The sequence below is a fragment of the Corallococcus sp. AB011P genome (assembly GCF_003611605.1).
Taxonomy (GTDB): Bacteria; Myxococcota; Myxococcia; order Myxococcales; family Myxococcaceae; genus Corallococcus; species Corallococcus coralloides.
Genome location: NZ_RAVX01000006.1, coordinates 243498 through 263836 on the forward strand (window position 1 = coordinate 243498; position 20339 = coordinate 263836).

Annotated in this window: 18 protein-coding genes and 1 pseudogene; 4 read left to right on the forward strand and 15 right to left on the reverse strand. The window is 67.7% G+C overall.

The features are described 5' to 3' along the window. From D7X30_RS19120 to D7X30_RS42960, 11 genes and pseudogenes are all read right to left on the reverse strand, one after another. The coding region (locus D7X30_RS19120) for a glutathione S-transferase family protein (protein WP_147443248.1) at positions 1–428 on the reverse strand (428 nt) is incomplete at its 3' end. Between the two features lie 163 nt (positions 429–591). Beyond that, positions 592–1080: a hypothetical protein gene (locus D7X30_RS19125; protein WP_147443245.1), complete on the reverse strand. Its 489-nt coding sequence runs from the start codon at positions 1078–1080 to the stop codon at positions 592–594. A 307-nt stretch (positions 1081–1387) separates the two neighbouring features. Continuing rightward, entirely contained in the window at positions 1388–3271 is a 1884-nt protein-coding gene (locus tag D7X30_RS19130) for a PHB depolymerase family esterase (RefSeq protein ID WP_120564376.1), read from the reverse strand. A 49-nt stretch (positions 3272–3320) separates the two neighbouring features. Continuing rightward, entirely contained in the window at positions 3321–4373 is a 1053-nt protein-coding gene (locus D7X30_RS19135) for an alpha/beta fold hydrolase (RefSeq protein ID WP_120564377.1), read from the reverse strand. A gap of 2 nt (positions 4374–4375) precedes the next feature. After that, positions 4376–6016 (reverse strand): hypothetical protein, encoded by a 1641-nt coding sequence (locus D7X30_RS19140; protein WP_120564378.1) that lies wholly within the window; start codon positions 6014–6016, stop codon positions 4376–4378. Between the two features lie 62 nt (positions 6017–6078). Beyond that, on the reverse strand, positions 6079–6699 hold the full coding sequence (locus D7X30_RS19145) for a hypothetical protein (protein ID WP_120564379.1): 621 nt from the start codon (positions 6697–6699) through the stop codon (positions 6079–6081). A gap of 126 nt (positions 6700–6825) precedes the next feature. Continuing rightward, positions 6826–7377, reverse strand: coding sequence for a hypothetical protein (locus D7X30_RS42950; protein ID WP_233591654.1), 552 nt, complete (start codon positions 7375–7377; stop codon positions 6826–6828). Positions 7378–7477: 100 nt separating this feature from the next. After that, positions 7478–7936, reverse strand: a pseudogene (locus tag D7X30_RS42955) (DUF1552 domain-containing protein); the annotation flags it as partial. Next, a complete protein-coding gene (locus D7X30_RS19155; protein ID WP_233591655.1) occupies positions 7833–9212 on the reverse strand; it encodes an FAD-binding protein in 1380 nt (459 codons plus the stop codon). The gene D7X30_RS19155 and the pseudogene D7X30_RS42955, both read right to left, overlap by 104 nt. A 163-nt stretch (positions 9213–9375) precedes the next feature. Continuing rightward, on the reverse strand, positions 9376–10749 hold the full coding sequence (locus tag D7X30_RS19160) for a LamG-like jellyroll fold domain-containing protein (RefSeq protein WP_233591668.1): 1374 nt from the start codon (positions 10747–10749) through the stop codon (positions 9376–9378). Positions 10750–10867: 118 nt separating this feature from the next. Further along, positions 10868–11965, reverse strand: a complete 1098-nt coding sequence (locus tag D7X30_RS42960; RefSeq protein ID WP_233591656.1) for a lysophospholipid acyltransferase family protein — start codon at positions 11963–11965, stop codon at positions 10868–10870. Positions 11966–12228: 263 nt separating this feature from the next. On the opposite strand from D7X30_RS42960, the gene D7X30_RS19170 reads away from it, so the two are divergent. Next, a complete protein-coding gene (locus D7X30_RS19170; RefSeq protein ID WP_233591657.1) occupies positions 12229–14778 on the forward strand; it encodes an RCC1 domain-containing protein in 2550 nt (849 codons plus the stop codon). A 234-nt stretch (positions 14779–15012) separates the two neighbouring features. Further along, positions 15013–15321: a hypothetical protein gene (locus D7X30_RS19175; RefSeq protein ID WP_120564383.1), complete on the forward strand. Its 309-nt coding sequence runs from the start codon at positions 15013–15015 to the stop codon at positions 15319–15321. Between the two features lie 45 nt (positions 15322–15366). On the opposite strand, the gene D7X30_RS19180 is transcribed toward D7X30_RS19175, so the two are convergent. After that, a complete protein-coding gene (locus D7X30_RS19180; protein ID WP_147443246.1) occupies positions 15367–15762 on the reverse strand; it encodes a hypothetical protein in 396 nt (131 codons plus the stop codon). A 62-nt stretch (positions 15763–15824) separates the two neighbouring features. On the opposite strand from D7X30_RS19180, the gene D7X30_RS19185 reads away from it, so the two are divergent. Continuing rightward, positions 15825–16298 (forward strand): hypothetical protein, encoded by a 474-nt coding sequence (locus D7X30_RS19185; protein WP_120564385.1) that lies wholly within the window; start codon positions 15825–15827, stop codon positions 16296–16298. Between the two features lie 12 nt (positions 16299–16310). Here D7X30_RS19185 and D7X30_RS19190 read toward each other — a convergent pair whose 3' ends face one another. Then, entirely contained in the window at positions 16311–16772 is a 462-nt protein-coding gene (locus D7X30_RS19190) for a GNAT family N-acetyltransferase (RefSeq protein WP_120564386.1), read from the reverse strand. 229 nt (positions 16773–17001) lie between these two features. Between D7X30_RS19190 and D7X30_RS19195 the strand changes: the two genes are divergently transcribed. Beyond that, positions 17002–17313, forward strand: coding sequence for a MazG nucleotide pyrophosphohydrolase domain-containing protein (locus D7X30_RS19195; RefSeq protein WP_120564387.1), 312 nt, complete (start codon positions 17002–17004; stop codon positions 17311–17313). A 134-nt stretch (positions 17314–17447) separates the two neighbouring features. Here D7X30_RS19195 and D7X30_RS19200 read toward each other — a convergent pair whose 3' ends face one another. Both D7X30_RS19200 and D7X30_RS19205 read right to left on the reverse strand, forming a co-directional pair. Continuing rightward, positions 17448–19256, reverse strand: a complete 1809-nt coding sequence (locus D7X30_RS19200; protein ID WP_120564388.1) for a serine/threonine-protein kinase — start codon at positions 19254–19256, stop codon at positions 17448–17450. After that, the gene (locus D7X30_RS19205) at positions 19253–20122 is read right to left on the reverse strand and encodes a DUF2381 family protein (RefSeq protein WP_120564389.1); all 870 of its coding nucleotides are present in this window, start codon (positions 20120–20122) and stop codon (positions 19253–19255) included. The genes D7X30_RS19200 and D7X30_RS19205 overlap by 4 nt, the downstream gene beginning before the upstream one ends. Between the last annotated feature and the right edge of the window lie 217 nt (positions 20123–20339).

Here is a 20339-nt window from a genome sequence, read left to right on the forward strand (position 1 = left end):
ACGGGAGCGGTCTGCGCGAAGAGGGCCTCGCCGCGCGCGACCTCGGCGGGGTCCGGCGGCCCGCGGCCGGTGCGCTGCTTCACGAAGTTCTCCAGGACGAGCACGGTGTTCGCCGGGGCCATGTGGGAGGAGCACCAGAACAGCCAGCGGTTGACGTCGGCGCGGCCCTGCGCGTCCGTCGGGAGCAGGGTCTGCCCCGGGGTCTTCTCGGCGAGGTACACCATGATGGCGCGCGACTCCCAGAGGACGAAGCCGCCGTCGTCCAGGACGGGGACGCGCCCGTTGGGGTTGATGCCCAGGTACGACGCCTCGCGCTGCTTGCCGGTGGTGAGGTCCACCACGATGCGCTCGAGGGGAATGTCGAGGTGGGCGGCCACGAGCAGCACGCGGCGCGAGTTTCCGGACAGGGGGTGGAAGTAGAGCTTCAAGACGGACCTCCGGGACGGCACGGGTGGAGGGGGAGGTCCTATCCACCCGGTGTGACAAGGGTCTGTCAGGTATTGTCAGGGGCACGGCTTCAGGACGGGGAGGAACTCCTTCTCATCCCGCCGAGGACCGCTCCGCGTCGAGCGGTCCTCGCGGTGCCCGGTGCTACCGGGCGCAGGTGAACAGGTTGTTGCTGACGTGGATGCCGCTCATCGCGTACCCGCCGGCCCCGCACACGTGCATGGGATAGGAGTCGTTCGTGCCGGGGCTCCCATCCACATACTCGGAGACGACGCTCGTTCCGGGATACTGGCAGGCCAGGTAGTCATTGCTGACGTGCAGGCCGACCATGACGCTGCCGTAGGGACAGGCATGCATCCCGTTGCGCCTGCCGCCCGCATCCAGGAAGCGGGAGCCGCTCGTGGAGGAGAGTTGGGCGCACTTGAAGACGTCCTTGCTGAGGTGCGCGCCAATCATGGCGTAGCCGGTAGGACAGCAGTGCATGGTGCTGCCACCGACGGTACAGCGCGTCCCCGCGTCGTAGACCACCCAGCCCGTGAAAGAGAGCGACGACTTCGCCACCTCCACGTCGAACTCCGCTCCCTCTTCTTCTGGCGCGGCGCCGCAGCCAGCGAGCATCGTAACCGCGGCCAATGCCACCACTGCTGAAGACGCCCCCTCGAAAAATCGCTTCATTGATTCATTCCCCCTTCATGTGACGACAGGTTCACCTGGGGCGCGATGTGCCTCCCCAGCCCAATGCCTGCCCATACGCCCGGGTAGGCGTTTTCTGATTATTCAGTTTTTTATTGGTAATCAAGAGGGGCCCTCACCCGGGGTGAAGGCTTGCGTCGGTTCGAGGTGCCGACTCATCGCGTCCAGCTCGGTTCTTGGCCTCGCTGGAGGGGGATGTTGGGGGCGCATGCCGCCCCGGATGTCCCCCGGGGCGGCGCGGCGTGGACTACGGCGTGTAGACGACGGTGAGCGTGGCGTTCGCGCCGTCCTTCACGAAGAGGTAGGCCGTCGCCGCGGGATTCTGGGCGAAGCGCAGGCGCAGCTGCGTCCGGCCCAGCTTGTTGACGGCGGACGTCCCCGCCCCCGCGAAGTCCGTGGAGCGGACGGTGCCCGCGCTGAATTTCGCGACGCCCGCCACGGCGCTCGCGGTCGCGGGGGCGCCCCAGTCGCCCGTCTCCGTCGCGGCCGCGTTGAAGGTGCCCGTGGCCACGTCGATGACGAGCGTGTTGCCCGCGGGGCTGGCCCACGGGTCTCCGGAGCCGGACGAATAGGAGAGCGTCAGGAACGCCTGGGTGATGCTGGCGGTGTCCGGCAGGCTGGACGTGTCGAACGACAGCAGGGAGCGGTTGTGCTTGCCGTCCACCCCCCGTCCGAGCGCCAGGCCCGTGAGCGTCCCGAGCTCCGCCGCGCTCCCGTCCGCGTTCGCCTTCACGTAGCCATCCTCCGCCGCGATGCTGGTGAAGCTGACCATCGTCGGCGTCGTCCCGCTGTTGCTCACCGTGACGGACGTGTCCGCGTCCAGCGCGGAGTTCCCCGCCGCATCGAACGCCCGGGCCCCCAGCACATGCGAGCCGTTGGCGACCGTCGTGCTGTCCCAGCTGAACGTATGGGGCGCCGTGCTGGCCGTGCCCACGAGGTTCCCATCCACGTAGAAGTCCACCCGCGTGACGCCGACATTGTCGGAAGCGCTCGCGGTCACCGTCACGGTGCCACTCACCGTGGCGCCGGAGACGGGCGCCGTCACGTTCACCGTGGGCGCAGTGGTGTCATCCGGCGGAGTGCTGGCTTCCGTGAGCCCGAAGAAGAGCGCCTGGTGATACACACCACAGAGGTTCACGTCGGACTGGTACGCGCCCGTCGCGCCACAGGCGGTGCTGCTCCCAGGAAAGCTGTACTGCGGATCCACCGGGACGGCGTGACCCATGCCGGTGAGCTCATAGGTCTCCACCAGCGCCGTGCCCGCGCTGTCCCGGTACACCTTGTGCGGGAAGCCCCCCACGGTGTCCGTCGTGTCCGGCGTCTGGTCGATGCCGTGCACCTGGGTCCACTGCTTCATGGACTCGGTGAGGTTGGCGGGCCTCACCGTGAAGTCATTCGTGCCATGCCAGATGGAGACGCGCGGCCGGGGACCCGTGTAGCCCGGGTAGGCGTTGCGCACGAGGTCCGCCCACGCCGCGGGTGTCTTGCTGACGCCGGGGCTCATGCAGTTGAAGCCCTCGGTCATGGAGTTGGCGCACCGGTACGGACCGCCCGAGTTGATGGCGCCCGCCGCGAAGACGTCCGGGTAGGTGGCCAACATGGCGGAGACCATGAAGCCTCCCGCGGAGAAGCCCGTGACGAACACCCGCGCCGGGTCGATGGAATAGGCGGCCTTCATGGCGTCCACCATCTGCTTGATGGACAGCGCCTCACCCGCGCCGCGCGCGATGTCTCCCGGCTCGAACCAGTTGAAGCAGCTGGTGGGGTTGTTGCTGCTCGGCTGCTGCGCGTAGACGACGTAGAACTTGTAGACGTTCGACGCCGCGGTCCACCCACCGGGCTCCACGCCCGCGGCATTCTGCGTGCACCCGTGCAACACCACCACCAGCGGTGCATTGGCCGGCATGCCCGCTGGCACCTGCCGGAACATCTGGAGGTTGCCAGGGTTGGACCCGAAGCCCGTCACCTGCGTCAGCCCCTGCTCCACCTGCTCGACCTGGGGGACGCCGGTGTCCGGCGCTTCGGCTCCCAGCGGGCCGCAACCCACGGTCGCCGCGACGGCCAACGCCGCGACGCGAAACCAGGGGACGTGCGTGAACCACCCAAGACGACGAATGCCTCGACCGTGCATGGTGCCTCCCTGGCCGCCACGGGGGAGGAGGGTGGGCGGCCGAGTCCGTCTAGGGTTCGGGTGCCCCGGCCGCCGGCAAGCTCTTGAGGAACGCCTCCAGCGCCGCGTTGAACGGCACCGGGCAGTCGAGCTGCACCGTGTGGCCACACCCTTCCAGTCCCACCAGCTTCGAGCCCGGGATGCGCGCGTGGCCGTATTCGAAGATGTCCCGCGGGAAGCCACCGTGCAGGAACGGGTTGGGAATCAGGCGGTCCGCTTCCCCGAAAATGATGATGCTGGGGGCGGTGATGCGGTGGAGGTTGTCGCGCACGAAGTCGTCGTTGGCGAGCCCCCGCACCGAGCGCACGTTGGCATAGGCATACGCGTCGAACTCGGGTGACTTCGCCAGCCGCACGCGCTCCTCGATGAGCCACTCCAGCTCCGGCCGCCAGTGCTGGAAGTTGGCCTGCCGCACGCTGCCCCGGATGCCGTACTCGGGTGCGGACTTGATGAACTCCGTGCTCATCACCCGCGCGAACCAGTCCTTCTCCTTCTGGGAGAACTTCTCGAAGCCCGCGGGCGACACCAGCACCACCCCCGCAGGCTCGTCCGGGTAGCGGATGGCGTACGACAGCGCCGTCTGCCCTCCCATGGAGTGGCCCACCAGGATGGGATGCTCGACGCCCAGGCTCCGCGTCAACTCACGCACCGCGTCCGCCATGGCCTCCATGGTGTACGGAAAGGAGCCGGGCTTGTCGGACTTGCCATACCCGGGCAGGTCCACCGCGACGACGTGGTAGCCCGCACGCTGGAGCGCGTCGAGCTGCGCGCTCCAGAACTTCAGGTAGCTGCCCAGGCCATGGATGAGCACCACGGTGCGCGCGCCGGGCGCGGCGGGCAGCTCCACGTAGGCCATCCGCGGCACGCGCGCCATGCCGTAGGTGGCCGCCGTCTCGGGCAGGGCCATCCGCTTCATCGGCCAGGGCTCCTTCGCCCCGGGCGACGCGTAGTCCAGGTCCTGGAACGCCAGCGGCGGCGCGCTGGCGTACGAGCGCACGCAGCCGGTGGAGGAACCCAGCCCCGCCACGAGCAGCAGGGCCTTGAGGGCGCGGAAGGGGCTCATGGTCAGAACGCGTACCAGGTGAAGGTGGTGAAGGCGGCGAAGGGGTTGTTCTTCACCGTCGTGGAGCCGTCATAGAAGGCGCCGCGGAACAGGTAGCCGGCGTGCAGGCCCACCGTCATGAGGTAGCGGATGGTGTAACGCACCTCCGCGTTCACCTCGGCGCCAATGAACCGCCCCCGCCGCACGGCCGGGTCCCAGCGCGGCGGGCTCGCCCCTGAGTTGGCAAGGCCCGTGGCCAGCTTGAGGTTGAGCGTGTTGGGGATGATGTCCCACGCCGCGCTCGCGATGCCGGTGCGCAGGCCGTAGCCCTGGTTGGAGATGTCCGTCACCGCGCCCGTGTAGTTGTTCACGGTGCTGGTGAAGGGGAACAGCAGCAGCATCTTGTGGTTGAACCACACCGAGCCGGGCAGGCCGTACTGGTTGAGCGTGAAGGCGCCCGTGTAGCGGCCGTCATCCAGGTTGCTGTCGCCGGTGGTGAACATGCCCTCCAGCGTGACCAGGTCCGCCGGGCCGCGGCCCCACTGGTAGAGCACCTCCAGGTTCGCGGACAGGCCGGAGATGTCCACCGTCTTGTTGAACGTGGTGTCCGCGCGGTCGCTCGTGTAGCTGCCTCCGTTGTACATGACGAATCCGGAAGCGGCGAGACGCCCCGCGCGGAAGTCGATGTTGTGGTGGAAGTTCGCGCCCAACCAGAAGACGTTGCCCGTGGGCCGCTCGATGTTGAAGCGCGGCGTGCCGACGAACGGGTAGAGGCCCGTGGACGAAGGCCCACTCTTCACGATGCCTTCGAAGGCATACGCGTCCCCCTTCGTGTCATCGCGCAGGTACCAGGCGGACAGGCCGATGTTCGTCCCGGGCTGCACGGGGTAGGCGTAGTCCGCGGTGAGCAGGTAGACGAACTTCAGGCGCGGGTCGTCCCGCGTCGCCTTGTCCGCCTGGGCGCTGCCCAGAGGCAGGAGGCTCAGTTTGGAGAGCCCCTTGTAGTTGCTGTAGAGCGACAGGCCCGTGGCGTCGCTGCCAATGAACGCCAGCTTGTAACCCGTGCGGACGATGTCGTTGAGCGGCGAGCGCGTCGGGTCGAAGATGGAGTCGTAGACCGGCTGCGTGCCGATGAGCAGCGTGAGCCGGGCCGGGTTGCGCGTGGGGTAGACGGCGACGTTGACGTTCTTCGTCTGGAGGTTGACCTGGTCCGCGTTGAAGCCGCCGCCCTCGTTCTGCTGCGAGGCATTGGCGGCGCGGCCCCAGAGGTAGTCCACCTCGAACTGGGCGCGGAAGGACGCCAGCCCGTCCGCGAAGGACGGGCTGTACTCCAGCACGGGGATCCAGCGCTGCTCCACGTAGAACGCCGAACGCCCCGGCTCCACGCGGACGGAGCTGCCGGACAGCGAGCCGATGGGCCCCAGCGACACGCCCTTGAGGCCCGCGGGGTCGCCCACGCTGTTGGTCACCGACAGCCGGGTGAAGAAGTAGTTGATGAGGACGAACTCGCGAGGCTTCGCGTCCTCCTCGCGGTCCTTCTCATCCAACCAGTCGCCGTAATACAGGCCCGGCACCGTGGGGCTCTGCCCCGCCGCCGGCAGCGCCAGCCCAAGCACGAGCGCCACCGCGCCCAGGCGCGCCGCGCCCAACCACCCTCCCGACATATAGACACCTCACCCTGATGGATTGCCGTGAGGGCGGTTCGCGCCCACCGTCCGCCGTGCGACTAGCCGCTGATGTCGTAGACCTGCACCGCGTTGCCGGTGAAGGCCACACCGGAGGTGCTGACCGTCTTGGCGCCCACCGCGCCGTCGGCGCAGTGCCAACCCGTGGCCTTCGCCTCGAAGTAGAGCTCCATGGAGATCTTCTTCTTGTCCGAGGAGATGCTCACGCGGCCTTCCTGCTTGAAGCTGCCGTAGTCCACCAGGATCTCGAAGCAGCTGCCGCCCGCGGTGATGTTGGAGAGCGTGACCGCCTTGGAGTCGAACACCAGCGCGTTCTGCGCGGCGGCGTGATCACACGTGCTGCCGGCCTGACCGACGCCGGCGGAGCCGCGGATGGTGCCGGGGATGCTGGAGACGTGGAAGTTGTTGCCGCCCACGCCAATGGTGACCTTCTGGAAGCACTGGCTGGCCGAGCCCCAGTCGATGTCCTCGTCCAGCGACAGCGGGTGGCTGGGGATGTTGTCCCCCTCCATCACCAGCGTCTTGCCCTCCAGGAAGGCCAGGATGTTCGACTGGCTGTCCAGCTTGGGCGCGCTGTCCACGGGCTCCTGCGTCGTCTCCTCCCCACAACCCGTGAGGCTCAGCGCGCACAGCAGCATCGCGGACGAAAGCGTCTTCTTCATGGGGGTGACTCCTCGTTCGGGCGCACTGGGGGAGATGAAGCCCGATTCATGTTTCAGCTACGGGTAGCACCCGCCTGACAGCCTTGTCAAAAGACAGGCGATGGCCTGATGCGTCAGGACGCCTCATCAGTCGGTCAGGGCGCGAGGAACGGCAGCAGCTCTCCGGTCTTCTGCCACATCGACGTCGGATAGGCCTGTGCCGAGCTGAAGCCCTGGTTCGTGAAGAAGTACTCGTAGGTCGACTGGTACGACGCCTTCCAGCCGTAGCCGGGGGGGGGCGGGTTCGCTCCATTCCGATTTCGGAATGCCCATCGCCTGGAGCGCCGTGCCGAGCCACTGGTTGTAGAGGAGGCCCGACCACAGGAAGTTGCCCTCGCTGCCCGTGCTCGAGTCGCCGCTCACCTTGCGCGTGATGTTCCGGTAGTCGCAGTAGCTGCCCGTCTTGAGGGCGCCCCCCGCGCTCCCGGCGGTCACGACCGGGACGGAGAAGGAGAAGTGGGGCGTGTTGCCGTTCTCCTGCCCCCACGCGAGCAGCGAATCATCCAGCAGGGTTCCCCCCGCGCCGTTCGAGAACCGCTCGAAGCGGGAGGCGAGGTCGAGGAACACTTGCGAGAAGAAGACCTGGTTGAACTGGACCACCAGGTCCTGGTTCGCCCCGGCCACGGTCGCTGGATGCACGACGTTGTTGTGCCAGTCTTCCCCCCTGAGGCGCGCGGAGGGTGAACGTCAGGTTCTGGTTGTTCTCGTTGATGCTGAAGGTGGCGATGCGACAGACGCCGCAGTTCATCGCCACGGCGAGCACCTCGTTGATGAGCCGGAAGTACTCGACGTTCTTCGCGGGGTCTCCCGCGAAGGAACCGGAGTTTCGCAGCGACAGGTTGTCGGTGGTGGGACGGGGCGGCACCTCGCAGCCGGCGCTGGTGGTCTCCAGTCGGCGCTGCAGCTCCGCGACCGCGTCGATGTGCTGGTCCAGCCGCATCCTGTCCTCGGCCGAGAGCCGGCCGTTGCCGTTGCGCAGCCGCCGGTAGCTTTCGAGGACCTTGTCCACCACGGGGGCCCGGGCGGTGCCGGGGCTGCTGGTGCCGGCCAGCAAGGTGTCAAAGAGGGCGAGTGAGCTCTCGGTGCCGCTGATATCAGAAGATGCCCTGTCCCGGCGTGAGGACGCGGTCCGGGTCGTAGCGCCGCTTCGCGTGCTCGAACCGCTCCCACGCGGGGTGGAAGTGGCGGCGCCAGTCAGCGGGGCTCAATGGCACGGCATCCACGGGATAGATCTTCCCGCCAATGGCCGTGAGCCTGTCGAAGATGGCGCGGTTCTTCCGCACAAGGGATGCGACGTTCTCCGGCGTCGGTGGAATGGCGGTGCGCAGCAGCGAGAAGAGGAAGACGTGTCTGTCGTTGGGAGTGCGCAGGAAGGGCGTGGTCAGCTCCGAGGAGCGGAAGGGGTAGAGGAGGATGGGCCCCTGTCCCATATCGGCCTCGGTGGTCTGCGAGAGGACCTCCTGGACGAAGGACTCGGCGGACCGGGCGGGGACGAACATATCCAGCCACGGATGGGGGGAACCCCAGACGCCGAGTTGCTTGAGCAACTCGACCAGCGGCGCGAGCCGGTTGGCGAAGTCGAAGTAGCTGCCGTCGCTCACCTGGAGTGTTCCCGGCTGGAAGCCCAGGCCCGCGAGCAGTCTCGCATCGTGCGGCTCCGAGCCCGGGGTGAAGTACTTCACCACCTCGAGCTGATACGCCCGACCTCCGTTGGAGGCGACGGCGGAGCCCTCGACGTAGTCGAAGCGACCGTCCTCGATGAGCCGCCGCTGGTCCTCCATGAAGCGGTGGAGGTCGTCGTACAGCGCGATGTACGTCCGGGCTCGGGGCGGCACTTCGACGAGCCGCACCCTTGCTCGCACGATGATGCCGAACTGGCCCAGGCCCGAGCGCACGGCGTCGAACAGGGGCCGCTCACGCGTGCGCGAGCACCGCACGAGTTCACCCCGGCCCGTGACGACGTCCATTTCCAGGACGTTGTCCACCTGGAGGCCCCAGCGAAACGCCTGTCCGCCGATGCCTCCCGCCGACAGCGTTCCACCGATGCTCAGCTCGATGTAGTCGGTGAGCACCGGCGGGCTCTTGCCGCGGGGAAGCGATGCCTGGAGCAGCTCGTGCCACCGGACGCCCGCATCCACCCAGGCGCTGTCCTCGCCAACCTCATGGAGGGTCGACAGCGTGGACATGTCGATGACGATGCCCGCCGTCACCTGGGACTGGCCGAAGGTGCTGTGGCTCTCACCGAGGCCCCGAGCGGCGGCGATCTTCATGCCCTGGCGCCGCGCGAAGCGGACCATGGCCACGATGTCCTCCACCGAGCCGGGAACGAGCACCGCCCATGGCGTGCGGTGGAGGATGTGACCGAAGTCCTCCGAGGCCGCGGTCCGCGACGCCGTGTCCATCAGCAACTCGCCATCGAGTGGCGGCAGGGGGACTGCGCCAGCCTCCAGCGTGGAGGCCCAACTCCGGCTCATGGGATTGAATGCCACTGCCACCAACGCACCTTGGAGCAACGACCTCCGGGAGACGGCTCGACTCGACATTCACTCCTCCTTCTACGTCGGAGACGTCCATCCTATGCTCTCCGATGGACGAACGCGCCCCGGCTCGACCGTCGCCGGGGCGCGGCCCTGGTTGCTAGTGCGTGTTCAGCAAGGCGATGTCGCAGGCCGTGAGCTCGCGGCTGTAGGTCCGCACATCGTCGAACGAGGCCGGAATGCTGGAGAAGCCGTCCATGCAGTCCGGCAGCCTGCGGCCGATGCGGAACGAATTGGCGCCCGTGAGGTTCGTCGGCGCGGCGCTGGTCCCAGAGCCGACCAGCACTCCGTCAATGTACATCTTGAGCGACGTGCCACTGCGGGTATAGGCGACGTGGTGCCAGCTGCCGTCGTTGAGCGACGTCGGAGAGGCGCCGGTGCCTGCTCCGTTGGTGCCTGACTCGTCCTGGTAGATCTCGAGCGATGTCCCGCTGTTGCCGTTGAGCCTTGCCGAGAGGAAGTTGCCCGCACTCCCATCCACCCGGTTTCCGATGAGGTCTCCGGTGCTGGCGTCGTTGAAGGTCGTCTTCAGCCAATAGCTCACGGTGAAGGCGTCCGTTCCGAATTGCCCGGGCGCGAGGCCGAAGTCGACGTGGGCGTTGAGGTCGCACTGTTGGGTGGGGGTGAGAGTGATGGCGCCGGAGCCGTCGAAGCTGACCGTCCGCGACGCCGAGCTTCCCAGCGTTCCGTTCGACGTGCCCGCCGAGTCCAGGGCCGTACTGCCGCTGGCCTCGTCGAAGGTCCATTGGTGGGCGAGGTTGCCGAGCGTATCGCCGGCGAGCGGGCCACCGGTGCAGACCCCCTCCTGGCAGGTGTCCGGCTGGGTGCAGGCGTTGCCGTCGCTGCACGCCGTTCCATTGGGGGCCGCCGGATTGGAGCACTGCCCAGTCAATGGATTACAGGTGCCTGCGATGTGGCACGCGTCGAGAGGCGCGCAGACCACCCCCGCGCAGAGGTCGGGCTCGCAGGTGTAGCTCCCGGGCGTGTTGACGCAGATTTCACCCGGCTGGCAGTTCGCCGTCCCGTCGGCGCACTCGTCGATGTCGGTGCAGACGCTCGGCTGTCCCGTGCAGGTGTAGCCCGGCTCGACCTCACAGACGCTGTTGCAGCCGTCTCCAGAGAGTTGATTGTCGTCGTCACAGACTTCGAAGCCGCCCAGCACCCCATCACCACAGAGGGGCCGCAGCGACGTTTCCACCGCGTCCACCAGGTAGAGCGCGAGCACCACGCCCCTCAGGCGCACGTAGCGATAGGGCACGTTCCCCGGGTACGTCGCCACCGCGATATGCGTCCCCAGGCCCAGTTCCTTCAGGTGCAACGTGCTGGAGCCGATGAAGGTCCCATCCGCCTTCAGGAAGTCCACCTGCGCCACCAGGGCCAACGTGAGGCCCTGGTAGTAGACGCGCAGGTCTCCGGTGCCCTCCTCGCCCTGGCCCAGGTCCAGGTCCAGCGCCGAATTGAGCAAGCTCAGCATGGTCGCTGCCTGCCCGTCCGGAGCGCCCAGCGCCGCGCTCGCGTTGAGCACCGCCGCCGTGGTGCTCGACACCACCGCGTCCGCATACGGGTCCCACGTCAACGATGCTTCCGGACGCTCACGCGTCAACGCCCCGTCGCTCTCTTGCGACACCCCATCCTCCGGAGGACGGACCTGCTCCTCCAGGGACTCCACAGCACACGCCCCCAGCGACAAGGCCAGTGTCACGCCCAGTCCCCACGACCACAGCGCACCAGGACGGCTTCGCATCGAGTGTCTCCCTCCAAGGGGCGGAATGGAGCCCGGAATGGACCGTCCCTCCCATGGAATGAACGACACCATTCCGTGCTCCCCACTGCTCGGTGCGCAACACGCGGATGGCCAACGTCCTCGAACCACCAACCGACAAGCACTCGAAGACCATCGATACAAAATCCATGACGTGCATCTGCCGTGGCAACTCGACTTCCTCATCCGACGGCGTGAGCACCGTGCGTGCTCCGCCGCGCAGGGCGTGCACATCCCCCGCGAAGTCCGCGGGGTTGATGGGCTCCAGCACTCGCACCCGGGCGTGGACGGCCTGCTGGAAGACGAGCGCGTGCTTCGGCTGGGTCAGCGCGGTGCCAGTGAGGACCACGGGGATGATGGGGCAGCGCTGCTGGACGGAGAGCGTGAAGGCGCCGTCCTTGAAGGCCTTCACCTTGCCGTCCCGGGAGCGGGTGCCTTCGGGAAACATCAGGAGGGGGACGCCGCGTGACAACCAGCGCTCACACCTGTCCATCATCCGGAGGACGCTGGCGCGGTCTCCGCGGATGAGCGGCACATAGCGGTTGAGGCGCATGTTCCAGCCAATGAGTGGCAGCCTGAAGTTCTCCGCCTTGGAGACCCACTTGAACGGCCGGTAGAGACCGAAGAGGACCAGGATGTCCCCCAGCGACTCGTGGTTGGACACCAGCACCGCCGCGCCCCTCCAGGGCAGGCGTTCGCGGCCCTCCACCCGCAGGTGCCACCTCGGGTTCACGTAGAAATACAGCTGTGCCCAGAAGCACGAGTACAGGTGCAGCACCCGCCCGTTCGCGTCGAACGGGCGGGTGAGCGCCCACAGCAGGAGCGCTCCCAGGAACAGCACCGCGCTGGAGAGCGCGAGGAAGGCCCAGAGCGCGCTCGAGAGGAGGACGCGAGCGGTCCCCGGTCTGTCATGGACGGATGGCTCCACACCCAATAGGGCTCCTGTCCTTCCCATGCTCATGCGTCTATTTCCCGAGGGGAAGGCACAGCCGAGGCGGCGAAGGCTCCGCTTGCCGCCGCGACGCAGGCTTTCCGCCGGCCAGCGACGCCTGTCGGGCAAGCGACTGCTCGTGGGGCAGTGTTCAATTCCATGCGCCGCTTCCGCGCATCTGCCCTCTTGCCGCGAGTGGAATGTCTTGCTTCGGGAGCGCCGTGTAGAGTCGGACAGGCTGTCCATTCAGGGGGGGGAACATGAGAAGAACGACAATGGCCTGGCGGCTCCAGGCCTTGCTCACCACGGTGGTCTGGTTCAGCGTCCTGGCGTGCGCGGGTTCCGACCCGGATGGCGCGGACCCCTGCCAGCGCAATCCCTCTCAGTGTGTACCGGATGGAGGCAACCCTGGGCCTGATGTGACGCCTCCCACCCTCACCGACAGTTCGCAGTCCGCCACCCAGGTGCTGGTGCAGCGTCCGGTCACCTTTCGCGTGAAGGCCCACGACGAGGAGTCCCCCCAGCTGCGCTTCTCCTGGACGGCCAACGTCGGGACCCTGGGCAGCCCCTCTCATACGGGTACCAGCAGTGAAGTCATCTGGACCTCTCCCTCCTGTGTGCCCACGGGGACCGTCGCGACGGTGACGGTCACGGTCGCGAACAGCGGGGATGCGTCTGTTTCCAAAACCTTCACCGTCGACGCCAATGCGTGCCCGAAGCCCACCGTCGTCGCAGGCAGTGCCCATACGGTGGCGCTGCGCGGGGATGGGACTGTCTGGGCCTGGGGCTCCAACGCGAACGGCCAACTGGGCGATGGGACGACCACGGACCGAGCTGCGCCGGTGCGGGTTTCCGGGCTGACCAGCGTGATTGCCCTGGCTGCAGGCGCCCGCCACTCCTTGGCGCTGCGCAACGACGGGACCGTCTGGGCCTGGGGTTACAATGTGGCTGGCCAATTGGGGGATGGGACGTTCAACTCCCGGGCCACGCCCGTCCTGGTGTCCGGGCTCACGGGTATCACGGCCCTGAGCGCCGGCAGCAACTTCACGCTGGCGCTGAGCAGCGATGGAACCGTCTGGGCCTGGGGCGCCAATGGGGAGCGCCAACTGGCGGATGGGACGACCCGCTCGCGGACACGGCCCGTGCGGGTGCCCTCGCTCACGGGAATCACCGCCGTGGCCGCGGGCGGTAGCTTTGCGTTGGCACTGCGCGCGGATGGGACTGTCTGGGGTTGGGGCTTCAACGGGAGCGGCCAAATGGGGAACGGGACCACCACCGAACAGGGAACGCCAGGGCAGGTGCCAGGGCTCACGGGCGTCACTGCCCTGGCGGCGGCCCCCAACCACACGTTGGCGCTGCGCGCGGATGGGACCGTCTGGGGTTGGGGCTTCAACGGGAGCAACCAACTGGGAGAGACCTCCTACGTCTTCGAGTCCACGCCGGTCCAGGTGGCCGGGCTCACGGAGGTCGTCGCCCTGGCGGCGGGCAGTTACAGCTCCATGGCGCTGCGAGGTGATGGGACCGTCTGGGCCTGGGGCCTCAACCACTTCGGCCAGCTGGGGGATGGGACGACCACCCAGCGAGTCACCCCGGTGCAGGTGTCCGGGCTCATGGGGGTGCGCGTCCTGACGGCTGGCTCCTCCCATGGGGTGGCCCTGTGCGGCGATGGAGCCCTGCGAGCGTGGGGCGACAACCGCCATGGCCAACTGGGGGATGGGACGACCTCCCTCCGGCCCCTGGCGGCGCAGGTGTCCGGGCTCACGGGCGTGACCGCCCTGGCCTCGAGCGGTGACCATTCATTGGCGCTGCGCGGGGATGGGACTGTCTGGGCTTGGGGGGGCAATCCGGCGGGTCAATTGGGGGATGGGACGACCATCGACCGAGCTGCGCCGGTGCGGGTGTCTGGCCTCATGGGGGTCACCGCCGTGGCCGCGGGCGAATCCCATGCATTGGCGCTGCGCGACGATGGGACCGTCTGGGCCTGGGGCTCCAACGAAAGCGGCAACCTGGGAGATGGGTCGCTCACGGCCCGACTCACGCCCGTCCAGGTGTCGGGGCTCACGGACGTCACCGCGCTGGCGGCAGGCCGCGCCAGCTCGATGGCGCTGCGCGCGGATGGGACCGTCTGGGCCTGGGGCTCCAACGGGAACGGCCAACTGGGTGATGGGACGACCACGGACCGAGCTGCGCCGGTGCGGGTGGCCGGGCTCACGGACGTCACCGCCCTGGCGGCAGGCAATGTGTTCATGATGGCACTGCGCGGGGATGGGACCGTCTGGGCCTGGGGCTCCAACGGGAACGGCCAACTGGGCGATGGGACAACAGGAAATCGGTCAGTGCCGGTGCAGGTGGCCGGGCTCACGGAGGTCACCGCCATCGCCGCGGGCGGTGCCCACGGGTTGGCGCTGCGCGCGGATGGGACCGTCTGGGCCTGGGGCGACAACCGTTTCAACCAACTGGGGAACGGGACTACCCAGCAGCAACTCGCGGCGGGGCAGGTCTCCGGGCTGGCGGGGGTCACCGCCCTGTCCGCGGAGGGGAGCCAGTCCATGGCGCTGCGCGGGGACGGGACTGTCTGGGCCTGGGGCTCCAACGGGAACGGCCAACTGGGCGATGGGACGACCACGGACCAAGCTGTGCCGGTGCAGGTGGCCGGGCTCACGGAGGTCACCGCGCTGGGCTCGGGCTCCTCCCACGCGTTGGCGCTGCGCCGGGATGGCACCGTCTGGGCCTGGGGCTTCAACGGCGTTGGACAGCTCGGTGATGGGACGGTGCCGGTGCGGGTCCCCGTCAAATCCCTGCTGCCTTGAGCGTGGCTCAGTGCACGGACTTCGCCGTGGGCGCGGCCTCTTCAGGATGAGGTCGCGCACCGGCTAGACCCTGGCACCTGCCGCCGTGGCAACTCGACTTCCTCATCCGTCGGTCCGAGCACCCTCGGTCCTTCCGGCGTCTACACGATGGCGTTGGCCATCGCGAGGTGCACCTCCGGAGTACGACCGGGGGTGCATTCCATTCAACCTGAGCCCTGCGGTAGATAGCCGCCCATGCGCTCACACTTCTGTGCTCTCGTCCTTCTCTCCGCCGCCACTGGCTGTGCCACCGTCAGCAAGCAGCAGTATGCGGACCTCTCCGCGGGTGCCATTGGTTGCCCTGCCGAAGAGCTGGTGATTACCGGAGAGAAGAGCTCGTATGGCCTTGGCGAGATGGTGGCACCCTGGAACGCTGAATGCCGTGGACACCGCTTCATCTGCAGCGCCGCCGGCCAGACCGTGAGCTGCAAGGAGGAGCTGAAGGCAGTCGAAGCGCCGTCGGCGGCGCCGGCTGCCGCGCAAGCCGAGGAGGGGCCGCAGTAGCGTCGTCCTTCGCCTTCCGCCGTGTTTCACCGGCCCTGACGGCCGCTACCCGCCGACAGGAGGCAGGTCGCACTCCCAGGTACCCTGGTACGAGCAGATGCAGTTGCTGGGCGTCTGTTCGTCCACGCAGCAGTCCGTCCAGACGTTGGGGCCCCCATAGCAACGGGAGCCATGCATGGACCAGCACGACCCGGCGGTGCAGGCGCCGCTGGTCGGGGGCGGGGGGCAGTACTGGTAGACGCCGTCGCACTGCACGCTGGAGCCATCCACCGCGGAGCAGGAAGAGCCCTGACAGGAGAGCGTCCCCGTCTGGCAGGTCGTCGAACACGAGACGAGGGCCTCGGTCTGCTGACCCCATTCCTCTGGGGACTCGTTGGCCGCCAGACCACCACAGGCCGTCAGGCCGGCCAGCATCGCGGACAGCATCAGGGAACGCTTCATCCACGGTCCTTGCAAGAGGAGCGAGGAATTGAAGCATGGCGCGGGCGGGAAGTCGAACGGCCGTGCGAGCCTTTGAGCGCAGCCCGGTAGCAACACGGGCGCACCGTGAGTTTGTCAGGTCCTCCCACTGCCGCACGGAGCTACGTGAAGCCCTTCAGAAGAAGGTCCGGGAACTCGTCGCGAGAGTCGAAGAGCGCGAAGGGCGCCTGAAGCGCATTCGCGAGGAGTACCAGATCAATGCCGAGCGGCTGGCGGCCCTGGTCATCCAGTACCAGAACAGGGACTCCAACTTCGTGTCCTACCAGTCCCAGAACGGCGCATCACAGACTTCCATCGTGCCCGCGGGCGTCATCGCCAACCTCATCAGTGAGAGCGAGATGATCGACTCGGAGCGGGGACAGATTCGCAAGGTGGAGCTGGTCCTGCGCAACCTCCCCGACGCGGATCTCTACCACGAGCCTCGGACCGGCGCAGTCAGGAGCAGGCAACCGCTGCATCAGCTCACGGATGATGAGCTCGAGTACCTCGGGTTCTGATCCGCTCCCTCGTCAGCCCCTGCGCATGTCGAGGTGCGGGATGCCGTCCTCGTCGTAGATGTCGCTCACGGCCACGAAGCCGAAGCCTTCGTAGAAGCGCTGCAGGTAGGCCTGCGCCCCGATGCGCACGGGCGTGCCCGGAAAGCGCTCGGAGAGGAAGTGCAGGCCGCGCTCGACCAGGTCGCGGCCCAGCCTCTGCCCGCGCAGCGCCGGCGCGGTGACGACGCGGCCGAGGCTCGCCTCGGGGAACTTGAGGCCGGGCGGCAGTGCGCGCAGGTAGGCGCCCAACTGTCCCGTGCCCGGGACGCCCCCGAGCAGGTGGAAGCACTCGGCGTCCAGGCCGTCCGCGTCGAGATAGAGGCTCTTCTGCTCCACCACGAAGACTTCGGAGCGCAGCGCGAGCAGCCGGTACAGCTCCTCGAGCGTGAGCTCGTTGAAGCGCTTCCACTGCCAGTCGAGAGAAGAGGGGGCCATGGTGTCCTGTTACCTTAGCGCCAGCGACATGAGCGGGCCACGCGGTGGGTCGACGATGGGCGTCACTGCTTGCTGTGCTTTATTCAGGGCATTGTCACCACGGAGGATGGCACCGGAATGGTCATCGAACATCGCTCGGAGCCGGGTGAGGCTGGGTCCGAGGACGTGTCGGCCATGGGCGCGTCACGCGCGGGTTGACAGCCACCCGGCGCTGACGGAGCACAGAGGCATGATTGAACTCCCCGAGCGCGCCGCGATGCCGGACTACCAGCGGTACATCCACGACCTGGAGTCGCTGCACGGCTGGCTCCAGCAGGACCTGGTCCTCAACTGCTTCCGGATGGGCGAGGAGGTGGGTGAGCTCTTCAAGGCGGTGCGCCAGTACGAGAAGCAGCCCTCCGAGGCGACGGCTCGCGCGCACGTAGGGGAGGAACTGGTGGACGTGCTCAATTACCTTCTGGCCATCGCCAACCGCGCGGGCGTGGACCTGGAGCAGGCCTTCCGGGAGAAGAACGCGCGCAACCAGCAGCGCACCTGGTGACGAAGCCCGCTCACGTCCGGCCCGAGGGCGTGGCCGACGTTGCCTGTGGGATGGGCCGTCGTGGAACGACCCTGGAAGGTCATGTCGAGTTCGAGGAGGAGGGCGCGAAATCAAGCACCTACCCACCACGTCGCTCAGGGCCAGCGGTCCACCACGTTCCCGGAACCCCGATTGGATGCCTTCACCCTGCCGTCCTTGAACGCCACGACAGTCCCCTCGTGCACGAAGCAAATGGGGTACTCCTCCTGCCCCGGGAGCTTCACGCGGTCGTACCGGATGACGAGTGCCGGCCCATCCGCACGCCCCATCTTGTCGGAGAGGTAATAAGCCTTGCCGTAGAAGCGTGTCCCAACAGGGGCGACTGCACGCTGCCGGTCACCGTTGATGCCTTTGGGGACCACCCCCACTACCTCCGCACCAGCGGTGAACCACACGTGTTCAAACATCGCGTGACGGTCATCGAGGTGAAGAGTGAATGAGTCTCCGTCCCTCCAGTGAAGTTGCTCCCGCATGGCCTCTTCCGCCCCAGCCGGGCAGGTGAACGCCTCGGGCCGGATCTGGGCGCCCGGACAACCTGCCGCCAGCGCCGCGACGAGCGACAGCGACGCGCACTCGACGGCGGCAACGGACTTCTTCGGCATTCGGGGCGCACGTCCTGGGGGCGAGGCTTCGGGTGCTGGGGTCTTCAAGGCGGATCCTTCCTTCGGGGCAGCGGCGATGGCTGGCCCCGGGACTGTCACGGACGAAGGGCCAGCAGGAGTCATAGCAGGAGGGGGTGTTTCGGGCGGTGCGGAATGGGTCGTGGCAGGAGGAGGGCGTGGGGTTGCGGCGTCGTGCGACCCGGCAGGCCCTCCGGGGGCGCTCCCTGACAAGTGCCAGAGGGCCGCGGCCATGACGAGCGCGACGATACAAACGACGCCTGCGAGCCACCTTCCCGCGCGAAGCGGCCGCTCCATCATGGTCACATGCCGCTTGAGGGATTGCGGCGCGGAGGGCATCACCAGTGCCGCGGGTGTTGGCCCGCCGTGACGTTGTTCAGCGGGTGGATGGGCAGGCACGTCATACTCAGCGGAGCGCCCGGCACGGAGATCCGCCAGCTCGCGGCGCAGCGCCTCGGTATCGACCGGACGCCCCTCGGGGTCTCGGGCCAGGATGTTCTCGACGAGGTCGCTCAGTGCCGCTGGCACCCGCGCATTCGCCAATCGAGGGGCCGGCGGTGGGAGGGCAGGGCTGTTCAAGTCGAAGCGCGGACGAAACTCCGTCGGGCGTGGGTCGGTCAGCAGTTCATGGAGCATGGCGCCGACCGCGAAGATTTCGTCGGCGACCTGGAAGGCGTAGCGGGCCCGGTGCTCGTCCTTGTGCTCGCGCAGGAACTTGAACTGCTCGGGCGCGCGATAGCGGTCTGTTCCTGGAGGCAAGCCCCCGTCCGTCAAGTCTTCGGCGAGGGTGTAGGTCGCGCAACTGAAGTCGATGATGACGGGCTCGCCGTCGCTCTTGCGGATGAGCACGTTGGAGAGCTTCAGGTCCCGATGCAGGATGCCCCGGCGATGCATGTATGCCAGCGCACCGGTAATCTTCTCGAAGACCCCGAGGATTTCGCGAACGGTCGGGTGCTTGCGCTCCGCCCACTCCGCGAGCGTCCAGCCGTCCACGTAGTCGAGTGCGAGGTACAGGTTCCCACTCTCCGCCAGGCCGTATCCCTGCGGCCGGACGATGTGGGGATGGTCCAGCATGAGCAGCGCTGTCAACTCCCGAAGCGTCCGGGCATGGGTCTGCTTGGGGTCGCCGCTGGACTCCCGATGCTGAGCCACCTTGATGGCCCGGTGCGTGCCGTTCTTTTCGCCAAGGAAGACGAACGCAAAGCCTCCGTCACCGAGTGGCTTGGAAACCTGCCACCCGTCAATCAACGAACCGGGCGGAACGTGAGGCAGCGTCGCACTCATTGGGCATCCTCCGCGGCGGGCTTCGGGAAGCGCACGTCTGGAATCGTGAGCCGACGCCCCCCATCCCCACGCAGCTCCAGGGTGAAGACGAGGTCTGCTTTCGTCTCTGGCACTTCCACGACCGCCAGAACGCGCCCGTCCTCCCCCGGCGGGATTGCTCCCGGCTTCTCCGCTACGAGTCGCGCCCGCAGGGGCATGCCGACTCGCCCCACGAACATCGCTTCTCGTGGTGTCCAGGCGGGGCGTTCAAGGCCGTTCGCAATATTCACGTCCGCCAGAATCCACCCCGTGCCGCGAAAGGCCACGAGCTTGTCCAAACCCAGCCCCTGCACAGCATCAAGCGTGCCTTTGCGGCTGGACGTCGTGACGCCCTTCGCGTCCACGTAGCCGAGGAGCACGAAGTCTTCCGGCTTCGGCGCCGGAGCGTGGGCCGTGGGCTGGCAGGCCGTGTTCGGCGGCTCCGGGCGTCGCACGTCGATCCGAGAGTCCACTTCGGCCGGGTCGGTCACGAGCACGAACGCGGCCCGTGCCGGCGCCCGGTCGTCAGCGAAGAAGACCCCGATCTCCTGACGCTCGCCGTCGGTAAGGTTGGCCACGGGCTGAACGATGATCGACCGCTCGCCGGCATCCAGGACACGGATCCGAGACTCATCGAAGGTCAGGGTCTTCTTCTGGATCGGCGAAGAGAAGAGGAACAGCGTCGGGGTGTCCCCCGCAACGCGGACGATGGGCAACGGTTCGGCGGACGTGCTGGCGACGGCGACGGATCTTTCCCGCCTGCCCCGTACACCCGGTGCCGGTTCAGCCCTCGCAGCAGCCCCCCACACGAGCGCGAGCGCGAGAGCCAATCTGAACGGTTGGAGCAATGGTGCATGACCTCCCGGATGGGAAGGCTACCATCGCCGGTGCCCACGCAGTGGGGCAGTTTCCTCCAGCCGGAGTGACGCAACGGGGCTTCTGAATCGGGTCAAGGCGCTACACGTCCGCCGATCTCCGGGAAGCTCAAGGCTCGCTTCGGCGCGTACGGCCGGGGCGTGGCCGCGGGGCTGTCGATCCGCCACGACAACGGCAGCCAGTACACTT

What these genes read in the sequence shown, in the direction of transcription:
- D7X30_RS19195 (WP_120564387.1), top strand. Translation starts at nt 17,002, where the DNA reads ATGATTGAACTCCCCGAGCGCGCCGCGATGCCGGACTACCAGCGGTAC.
- D7X30_RS19170 (WP_233591657.1), top strand. Translation starts at nt 12,229, where the DNA reads ATGAGAAGAACGACAATGGCCTGGCGGCTCCAGGCCTTGCTCACCACG.
- D7X30_RS19180 (WP_147443246.1), bottom strand. Translation starts at nt 15,762, where the DNA reads ATGAAGCGTTCCCTGATGCTGTCCGCGATGCTGGCCGGCCTGACGGCC.
- D7X30_RS19155 (WP_233591655.1), bottom strand. Translation starts at nt 9,212, where the DNA reads ATGAGCCGGAGTTGGGCCTCCACGCTGGAGGCTGGCGCAGTCCCCCTG.
- D7X30_RS19135 (WP_120564377.1), bottom strand. Translation starts at nt 4,373, where the DNA reads ATGAGCCCCTTCCGCGCCCTCAAGGCCCTGCTGCTCGTGGCGGGGCTG.
- D7X30_RS19145 (WP_120564379.1), bottom strand. Translation starts at nt 6,699, where the DNA reads ATGAAGAAGACGCTTTCGTCCGCGATGCTGCTGTGCGCGCTGAGCCTC.
- D7X30_RS19175 (WP_120564383.1), top strand. Translation starts at nt 15,013, where the DNA reads ATGCGCTCACACTTCTGTGCTCTCGTCCTTCTCTCCGCCGCCACTGGC.
- D7X30_RS19160 (WP_233591668.1), bottom strand. Translation starts at nt 10,749, where the DNA reads ATGCTGAGCTTGCTCAATTCGGCGCTGGACCTGGACCTGGGCCAGGGC.
- D7X30_RS19140 (WP_120564378.1), bottom strand. Translation starts at nt 6,016, where the DNA reads ATGTCGGGAGGGTGGTTGGGCGCGGCGCGCCTGGGCGCGGTGGCGCTC.
- D7X30_RS19200 (WP_120564388.1), bottom strand. Translation starts at nt 19,256, where the DNA reads ATGAGTGCGACGCTGCCTCACGTTCCGCCCGGTTCGTTGATTGACGGG.
- D7X30_RS19130 (WP_120564376.1), bottom strand. Translation starts at nt 3,271, where the DNA reads ATGCACGGTCGAGGCATTCGTCGTCTTGGGTGGTTCACGCACGTCCCC.
- D7X30_RS19190 (WP_120564386.1), bottom strand. Translation starts at nt 16,772, where the DNA reads ATGGCCCCCTCTTCTCTCGACTGGCAGTGGAAGCGCTTCAACGAGCTC.